Source organism: Paraburkholderia sp. CNPSo 3076, from assembly GCF_026343935.1.
GTDB lineage: Bacteria > Pseudomonadota > Gammaproteobacteria > Burkholderiales > Burkholderiaceae > Paraburkholderia > Paraburkholderia nodosa.
Map to the genome: position 1 here is coordinate 1 of NZ_JAPMAL010000083.1, position 8,638 is coordinate 8,638.

Consider the following 8,638-nt stretch of genomic DNA (forward strand, 5'->3'; position numbering starts at 1 on the left):
TCGACTGGCGGTGCCGATGGCGCCGAGTTGCCCGTGTCGAACACATCGGCAACCCGCTCCTGCAGTTGCTTCTTCCAGTCCGTAATCTGGTTCGGATGGACATCAAACTGCTGGGCCAGCTCTGCCAGCGTCTTGTCCCCCTTGAGCGCTGCCAAGGCCACCTTTGCCTTGAACGCTGGCGAGTGGGTCCGTCGGTTTCGTTTCGTCATCTTCTGGTTCCTTGTTGCCGGCCATTATGGCCGACTCACGCCCCAGCTTTTCCACTCAACGTACTGTCCGAATTCTCGAAGCCACCTCAAGTTCGGGTCAGCAACAGAATGCTGGCGCGGTTAAGTGGCTCGAATCTATCTCAGGGGGCTGGCTGGTTGCGTCGGATCGCCCGAGTGTTCAGGCGCTATCGAATGCGCTGAGTGTGGGCTTGGCGCAGACTGTCGAGCTCCATACGGTGAAAAAGTTAGCGGCGGACAGCGTCTTCGATTTTGATCTGAACGAACTGATAGGCGGCAACTGGAGGCTAGTTAGCAACGATGTTGAGGATCCTCTGAGGTGGGGTCACGTTCAGCACCTGAAAGCGGCTGGCCACACAATCGAAGGTTTCCCATAAAATGAAGGCCTGAGTCCGCAACACTGGCCAATACGGAGACCCGTCGGTCTGACAAAAGCCAACGTGCCGCAAGGAACTCGATGAAGAGCGCAAATGATGTGTTGCTTTGTGATTTTTGTGGGAACAGCCAGCATGTCGCCAAGCTGCTCGTTCGGGGTATAGCGGATGCTGCGATATGCGATGATTGCATCGCCACGTGTGGCGAGATTGTCGCGGAGGCCCGCGCCCAGACAGAGGACCGCACGCCAAGCACCGTAGATGCCGCCAAGGCGTGGGTCGCCAAAGCAATACGTAAGCGGCCCTGACCACGATTTGGCTCTTTGTCCCGCCGCCGGGACTAGGGTATTGCACGAGATGCGGGCTTCGCTACGGAAGCCACCATGGGAAGTCGCCGCGTTTCTGGGCTCGTGATCGCATTGTTAGGTCGGGTCACCGGCACCGGCCGAATCCGAGGCGTTCATCGTTTCGCTACGTTTTCAGGAAGCGCGAATGACTTCAAACCGGCCGACTAGAGGCGCTGCGCCTCAACCGAAAAGGCCGTGAAGGAACCAGCGCCGCTCGCGTTCATCACGGCTGCCGACCCTCTCAAGATACACCCAGTAGTACAAACTGTTCTCCGCCTCTGCGACGAAGTAGTCGCGCGTCACAATGTGACCATCCTGCCAACCGCACTCGATCCGCTCGCCTGGCGAAACCATGAGCAGCGGCGAGCCGTAGAACGGCCTGTGTCCACGCATAATTAGCTCGATGGGCGTTTCGAGCAGCCATGCGGGGCGGGGGAGATCGCGAGGCGGGTCCATACGCGACGGCTTTTCACTACTGCCAACCGGCACCCACTGCGCAGCTACTTCCGGCCGGAAGTCGGCCGCCGGCGCAGGCCTCAGCACATTTCCCGCCCCAAGCCGCGCTATTAGCAATTCCATGAGTCGCGCGAGGTCCTGAGGCGTTCCCCCCGGATCTGGGAAGAGAGACTCACTCGGCGCCTCTGCTATGCGCACATCTTTCGCTTCTAGCCGCAGTGCTACGACCGGCGCGGCGAGTTCGATCCGAGACAACCGTTCTCTCAGCAACCGCACAAGGTGTTCTTCATGCCAGGTTGGCTCGCCAAGTGCGACTTCTACGTCCGTTGGCGGAATAGCGGCGCGGCCGCGTTCATGCTCGAGCGAGACAACGAAGCGCACGACTGCAAGCTGACGGACCGCAAGCCAGCCCGTCATTTGAAGTGTGAGCCGGCGCGCCGCGAACAGGGCTGCCTCGACGTGCTCGATACGATCGGGCAACTCAACGCGCGCATCGAATGCGGGCGGCATCGTGACCCATTCGTGAACTTCAGGCGCCTCGCCCGTCGCCCGATCGAGCGCATCAAGCAGGGCCGTGCCGCAGCGTTTTTTTAATCCAGCGCGCGGCAACCGCATCACATCGCCGATCGTTACGCATCCCAAGCCATCGAACCAGTCGGCGAAACGTCGCGCGGCCGGAAGCGAATCTAACGAGATACGCGACAGCGCGCGGGAAAGAGAGCGCTCCGTTAGGGCAACGCCACCGCCGGCACGCGCGATGAGCCACGCCGCCTCTGCGGTCGGCGCCATCGACGCCGAGCAGGTCACTCCGAAATCGCAGACCACACGCCTAACGCGGGAACGCAGCGCGCGCAGGCCGCCAAAAAGTCGCAAGCTTGCGGTGATATCAGCGAGCACCACGTTTTCTTCGGCGACAACAACGTTTGGTGTGAACTGGAGGAGTGCGAATGATACGTCGTCTATGGTTTGCTGTTCTCGCGTCGGTTCGCGCTCCCGGAGCTCGGCGTTCTGAGCAAGCGTAAGCACACCGCCCCGGCGCATACCGTCGACCACTCCATGTCTGCGTGCTGCGGCGTCGGCATCAATCACACGCCCCTTGTCCAGAATAACGAAGCCGTCATTCGACACTGGCATGAACCAAGTCGGGCGAAAGCTCTCGATTGGCAGGCGACGCAGATGAACGCCGATCCAGTGGTGCATGACGGTTGAGAAGAACTGGGGAAGGGTACAGGGGGACGAACACCGGCTTATCACGATGCGGGCCTCGGCGCTTTATGAACGAGACATTCAGTCCGTCGGGAACCGCTTCGAGCGATATCCGCAATGGCGCGGGGGACGTCGCGCTCGCCGCTGCCGTTGGTCGAAAGAGGAAGAGCAGCGTATCCGACGACTGGGCGGCGAGGTGCAGACGGCGCAGCGCCTCGGGCCGCACCTGCTGCTGCCACAAAAGCAGGGCGCCTGCGGTACCTGAGCGTAGGATCTGTTCCGCCGCCCAAAGGCAGTCCTCAGTCGCAGATGCCTTCAACACGCGGATGTTTTCGACGCCCAAGCCCCACCACACCAACGCTGCCAGTTGCAGTCGATGCGGTGGCTGCAGTACAAAAACTGGCCGGCGCGCGATCGCTGCCAGCGCCGGTTTCAGCAACCGCAACTCCCCGCTGCCCGGCTGCGGAACGATCAATTCTGACAACGCACCGATGGGCCACCCGCGCCCGGGCAGTTCGGCATCCAGTTCCGCGTATCCGCTAGTGACCGTCCGGCCGCGCCCCGACCCAAGTTGAGAGGCTCGCCACAAATCCGGGTGGATTGCCTCCGCTTGAATTGTGTGCCCCATTTCGCCCCCGATTACTGTATATCCATACAGGCATCTTAGCGCATCGTCCCGGCGATGACCAATCTTCGATCGCCTACAAGGTCTACTTCGCCCGGAGTCAGCATTGAGCAGAATTTTTGTCTTATGATTGCTCGCCAAACGACAAAACGACAGCCACAACTTTTATATGCGACAAGGCCAAACCGCATTCACCCTCCTGGCAATCGCCGCACTTTCGACCTTTGCGGGCTGTTCCAGCAAGCTGGACCTCAACGAAGGGAATCTGACTGACGCGCTGAATGCTTATTACGCGCCTGGGCCAGGAATCTGCCTCCACAGCTGGCAATTTCCGTACCCCCTCAGCCGCGCTGACATCCGGAATTCGGAAGATGTCCATAACGATCCCGTCCTGACTCCTGTGCCCGGACTTGAAGCATTGAAGTCGGCCGGCCTCTTGGTATCCCACGACGCTCCGAACCCTGCCAGCGATGGTGCGGTGGCGCGGACCTACATCCTCACGGACGCAGGCTCAGCCGCCTTGACGGACGCTGCCGGCTCGAGCGGCACAGTTGCGTCGGGCTCCCGAACCGGTGCGTTCTGTTACGGCCACGTGCACGTCACACGGGTAGTCAAGTGGGACGCGGCCTCCATGGGAGAAAGCACGGCGTATTTCAACTACGAAATGGACGGGCTTCCGGAATGGGCCAAACGGCCGGACATTCAGCGCGCCTTTCCTACGCTCGGACACCTCGTGCGCGGAGCGGGGACCGGCAAGACGTCCTCGGTCGTTATGCGACTTACCACCGCTGGCTGGGAAGTGAAGCACTAATCCGGGAACCGAACTCAGGTTGGCTGCAACGTTTCTGATAAAAAACGATTCTGACCCTAAAAGATTGATAATGTTAATTATGTTAAATTATGCTCGCGCAAAGCATTTTGCCCGTCTCTTACGCCGCGTGGCTGTTCCCGTTCTCGCTGCATGTGCCACCTTGGCGGCGGCCGCGACCACCAGCGTGCCAGTGCTGCGGGTAACGGCGCCCGATGGTCAACAAAGCATTCTCATCGGCACCGTGCACGTCCCGGTGAACGGCCTGCACGAACCGGCGCAGTTGAGCACAACGGATTTTCAACGTTACCAGCGGATGAAGCGTCTGCAGCTGGCGCCGCGCCCGACTGGGCGAAATCGCTGACCGATACTGAGATCGATATTTACCTCCAGCGTGCCATGTGCGCGGGACTGAACGAGACGTCGGCGCGGAGCTGGCTTCGTGCGCCTACACCGCACGAGGCAAACGCCTTCGCCTACACCATTTGTCCGTTACCCCACGCAACATCGCGGGATGTTTATCTGTCGAGCATCGCGCCAGCTGCACTGGCTCAGCATCCTGAAGCGCTGGAGGACGCTAACTGGGTGGAGCTGCAGCGCAGGATGGTGCCGCCCCGTGCGAACCTCGCTGGGTTCCGGTGGGCGCTCGCGCACGATCCGAAAACCGTCCTGGAGCAAACACGCGATGATCTGAACTCGGGCGACTACGATGCCCTGCGCGTCCAGTTCCTGGAGTCATGCGGCTCGCAGGATGCCGCCGCTGCGCTCGGCAAGCACATGGTCGACGAACGCAACGCCGAGTGGCTTCCTCGTCTTGAGACCATTCTCAATGACGGCCATGCGGTCGTTGTCGTGGGCGCAATGCATTTTCCCGGTCCGACCGGGCTTATTGCTCTGCTGCGCCAAGATGGCTATACGGTGAATCCTGTCGAATGGCCGGCAGCGAGCGTCGACGGACCGTGAGCACCTTCCCGAACTCGTGCGCGAGTTCGGGAACCGGCCCATTTCCACGGTTACTGCAATGCCGTACCGCGACTGGCCGCGGTCAACGCTTATGCCTGTGGGTTTGAACCACGGTGAGGTCGCTCATCGACGGCTTGTCACTGACCGGCATATTCGAGCCATTTCGGGATCGGCGTAATCGAGCCACCGGATGATCGCCGTAATCGAGCCAGTGCATGATCGGCGCAATCGGGCCACTCGATGATCGGCGTATTGGAGCCACCTCAGGATCGGCGTAAACGAGCCACGTAGCGGGCTCAGTGTTGGGTCGGACGCCGGCCCGAAACGCATTTCGAATTTCCGCAACCCGGTACCTTCGGACTTTTTGCCCGGAGGGCCGATGAGTCGAAGGAGGTTCGTTAGGTATGTCCAGAAATTAGGTGTGGTCGAATTGGATACACTGGGTGCAGGAGTCCCTTCCCAAGTTGTGAAGCGATTTTCTGCCTCGGGAAGGGAAGCTCAGACCGGGCGCTTTCGCTGGAATGCTTCACCTAATAATCTCAGAGGCTTTCCAGAAATTTGAGCAGTGAATCGGACGGGCGATAAAAAGTCATCTTGATTCCGGGTGCTTTAACTGTCGCGAGCGCTCGCCGCTTCATCGTCTGATCTGCCTCGACATAGCCGTGCGTCGTCACAGGACTCTCATGTCCTAGCCAGAGCGCAACCTCGGTGATGCCTACACCGGCTTGCAAGAGATGCGTGGCAACCGTGTGCCTCATGGAATGCGGAGTGATATGGCGCTTCATAAGCGATGGGCAGGTCCTCCCTGCTGCCGTCAGTGCCAGCGAAAACCGCTCAGCCACGTTTGCGCGCGTCATTGGTCCGCCATGGCGGCTTGGCAACAGCGGCTGTTCCGGTTGCAAACCCTGCTCACGTATCCAGTGGCGTATCGCCGCAGCAGTTTCACGCCACAGGGGTACGGCACGCTGCTTTCGACCCTTGCCATGCAGGCGTACCCACGGCGTTGCAGCAAGCGTTACATCGGCCACCCGCATCCCGGTCAGCTCAGATACTCTGGCGCCAGTGTTGTAGAGCAGCGCGAGCAATAGACGATCGCGCTGTCCGAACCACGTATCTGCATCGGGTGCGTCCAACAAGGCGTGAACTTCCTCACGTGATAGAAATCCCAGAAGCGGTCTCTCGAAACGTTTCGTTGGAATTGAGAGAATTTGTTGTGCCAGGTGCAGTGCCTGAGGACATCTCATCGTGACATAGTGATAGAAGGTCCGTATAGCGGAAAGCCGAGCATTGCGACTGCGAATGCTATTGGATCGTGCAGTTTCGAGGTTGTCCAGAAAGGCAGTGATCAACGTGACGTCGAGTTCGTTGAGTGTGAACTTCTCGGGCGGCTTATGTAACGCTTGCTGGGCATAGGTCAATAGCATTCGGAAGGTGTCGCGGTATGACTCGACCGTTCTTGGACTCGCATTCTGCTGCTGCATTAGCCGTTCGATGAAGAACCGCTGAAGGAGCGAGGCAAACTCCTGTGGCTGGCTGGTGAGATGGCTCATGTCGATTCCCCTTGGGCATACCGATGAAAGCGCTCTCCAACGAGAGCCATCAGTTCTGGCACCGCCGTGCAGTACCAGTAAGTGTGGGCGACGGAGGTGTGGCCGAGATAAGTCGAGAGCGTGAGGATTGCGTGATCAACGTCGATCCCCTGGCGGTCGGAGCGCAACAGACTGTTGGCGACAAAACTATGTCGGAAGTCATAACAGCGATGATGCGCATAATCGCCGCGTGGCAACCACCCCAGTCTGCGGCATAGGGTTTCCAACGCGCACTGGAGCGTCGGTACGCCGACTGGCTTACCTCCATCGAGCAGGAAAAACCGGTCGCTTCGCGGCTGGCGCACGAAGCGATCACGCTGCTGAGCATACGTACGTAGGGCCTCTGTAGTGCTCGGATGCAAGGGAATCAAGCGGCTTCTATGCCCTTTTGCTTCCCGGACCAGCAGCAATCCCTGGTCAAGATCAACGTCATCGCGTGTCAGGTGTGTGGCCTCTATCGGGCGTAGACCACTCGCTGCGAGCAGCCCTATCATGGTCTTGCAAGTCACAGGGCGCAGACCATCACGAGGCTGAAGGCTGGTGGTAGCTGCCATCAACATCGATACTTCCTGCTGCGTGAAAATATGTGGGGTCAATCGTCGATAGGCTCTACCGAGCAGCCTTCCTGGCGGCACCTCGGTTACTGGGTCGAAACGTTGCCAGTAGCGCGCAAAGCCCCGCAAAAGTTCAAGACGCCGAGCCCACGTGAAGTGTTGATCGCGTTTCGTCGAACGAGCCCATGCAACGGCTAGCTCGATGACAAGGTGTGAAGGCGGGGGTATCTGTTGATCAGCGAATCGGCCGAATTGCCGCAGTCTGGCCGATGCCGCGCGTCAAACAAGATGAGAGCAGCGCGTCAATCAGGATGAGAGCACTGGCGTTGCGGCAGCGGTGGAGGGCGTAGCCCGGAACCGCTGCCGCAACGCCGCGCCGAGGAGCCCCCCGCTGTCGGGGTGCCTTGTCGGTGGTCGCGGTAAATCGGGTATGAACAGCTCTTCCATGTAGCGAAGGGAGGCTGAGTTGCCCGGCCGACACGTGAACGACCATCAGATGAGGCTCTACATGAAGTACAGACTCAAGGAGGGGCCGCCCCAGGCGGCTGCGCGCGCTGGGTTCAGCGCCGCCACGGGCTATCGCATCGAAGAGGACCCGCGATTGCCGTCGCAGAAGAAGGTCCCGCGCGGGCGTCGGCGGGCCGATCCCCTGGTCGCGATCTTTGACACGGAGATCGTGCCACTGCTCCAGTCCGCTCCCGGCATCCGGCCGATAGCCGTACTGGACGAGATGCTTCGGCGCCATCCCGACCTCCGGGGCAACGTGCGCCGCACACTCGAGCGGCGTATCCGAGACTGGCGCGCACTCCATGGCGAGGAACGTGACGTCATGTTCCGTCAGGTACACCAGCCCGGTCAGCTAGGCTTGTCCGACTTCACAGAGATGGACAGCCTGGGCGTCACCGTGGCGGGTGTCACGCTGGACCACCGCCTCTATCACTTCCGGCTGGCCTGCTCGGGCTTTGAGCACGCTCACGTCATTCTCGGCGGCGAGAGCTATGTCGCGCTGGCCGAAGGGCTGCAGAACGCCATCTGGGCACTCGGGGGCGCGCCGCGCGAGCACCGCAGCGACAGCCTGTCGGCGGCGTTCCGCAATCTCGATGCCGACGCGCGCAAGGATCTGACCACGCGTTACGATGCGCTGTGCGCCCACTACGGCATGCAGCCCACACGCAACAACCGTGGCGTTGCCCACGAGTATGGTGCGGTAAAAAATATGTCACAGTGGTTCTCAACAACCCCCATCGTCTATCGCGTTGACGTTTCCATGACGACATAATTTTCAGGCTGATACTGATATTCCACTGATCAATGATGGGGGAATATCATGTTCGAGACTCTCTTTACGCGTCCGCATGTTCTTGCTGCCCACAATCTCGCGCCCTGCGTGGAATCCAGGAAGCGCTTCCTCGTACATTGTCAGGAACAGGGTTATCCGCTCAGGTCGATTCGGAAGATCGCGTGGATCCTGCTGGTTTTTTCACAGAGC

The 8,638-nt window shown here is 60.0% G+C and carries 9 protein-coding genes and 1 pseudogene; 5 read left to right on the forward strand and 5 right to left on the reverse strand.

Annotated features, from left to right (window positions below; translation table 11 throughout):
• Positions 1 to 209, reverse strand: a 209-nt coding sequence (locus tag M3A49_RS41370) for a transposase (RefSeq protein ID WP_266233859.1), incomplete at its 3' end; no start/stop codon positions are given.
• 475 nt (positions 210 to 684) lie between these two features.
• On the opposite strand from M3A49_RS41370, the gene M3A49_RS42865 reads away from it, so the two are divergent.
• Positions 685 to 909, forward strand: a complete 225-nt coding sequence (locus M3A49_RS42865; RefSeq protein ID WP_416339117.1) for a ClpX C4-type zinc finger protein — start codon at positions 685 to 687, stop codon at positions 907 to 909.
• 219 nt (positions 910 to 1,128) lie between these two features.
• On the opposite strand, the gene M3A49_RS41375 is transcribed toward M3A49_RS42865, so the two are convergent.
• Positions 1,129 to 2,604 (reverse strand): Y-family DNA polymerase, encoded by a 1,476-nt coding sequence (locus tag M3A49_RS41375; RefSeq protein ID WP_266233895.1) that lies wholly within the window; start codon positions 2,602 to 2,604, stop codon positions 1,129 to 1,131.
• Complete coding sequence (gene imuA / locus M3A49_RS41380) at positions 2,522 to 3,238, reverse strand: translesion DNA synthesis-associated protein ImuA (protein ID WP_266233896.1); 717 nt, start codon at positions 3,236 to 3,238, stop codon at positions 2,522 to 2,524. Before imuA ends, M3A49_RS41375 begins: the two co-directional genes overlap by 83 nt.
• A 127-nt stretch (positions 3,239 to 3,365) precedes the next feature.
• On the opposite strand from imuA, the gene M3A49_RS41385 reads away from it, so the two are divergent.
• Genes M3A49_RS41385 through M3A49_RS41395 form a run of 3 tightly spaced genes read left to right on the forward strand, consistent with a single transcriptional unit; the run spans position 3,366 to position 5,006 of the window.
• Positions 3,366 to 4,046: a hypothetical protein gene (locus M3A49_RS41385; RefSeq protein ID WP_266233897.1), complete on the forward strand. Its 681-nt coding sequence runs from the start codon at positions 3,366 to 3,368 to the stop codon at positions 4,044 to 4,046.
• A gap of 19 nt (positions 4,047 to 4,065) precedes the next feature.
• Positions 4,066 to 4,407 (forward strand): hypothetical protein, encoded by a 342-nt coding sequence (locus tag M3A49_RS41390; protein WP_266233898.1) that lies wholly within the window; start codon positions 4,066 to 4,068, stop codon positions 4,405 to 4,407.
• A 35-nt stretch (positions 4,408 to 4,442) separates the two neighbouring features.
• Positions 4,443 to 5,006, forward strand: a complete 564-nt coding sequence (locus M3A49_RS41395; RefSeq protein WP_266233899.1) for a TraB/GumN family protein — start codon at positions 4,443 to 4,445, stop codon at positions 5,004 to 5,006.
• A 539-nt stretch (positions 5,007 to 5,545) separates the two neighbouring features.
• On the opposite strand, the gene M3A49_RS41400 is transcribed toward M3A49_RS41395, so the two are convergent.
• Positions 5,546 to 6,556, reverse strand: a complete 1,011-nt coding sequence (locus M3A49_RS41400) for a tyrosine-type recombinase/integrase (protein ID WP_266233900.1) — start codon at positions 6,554 to 6,556, stop codon at positions 5,546 to 5,548.
• Entirely contained in the window at positions 6,553 to 7,230 is a 678-nt protein-coding gene (locus M3A49_RS41405; RefSeq protein WP_266233901.1) for a tyrosine-type recombinase/integrase, read from the reverse strand. Before M3A49_RS41405 ends, M3A49_RS41400 begins: the two co-directional genes overlap by 4 nt.
• Positions 7,231 to 7,615: 385 nt before the next feature.
• Here M3A49_RS41405 and istA point away from each other — a divergent pair.
• Positions 7,616 to 8,362 (forward strand): annotated as a pseudogene (gene istA / locus M3A49_RS41410) (IS21 family transposase); the annotation flags it as partial.
• Positions 8,363 to 8,638 lie beyond the last annotated feature (276 nt).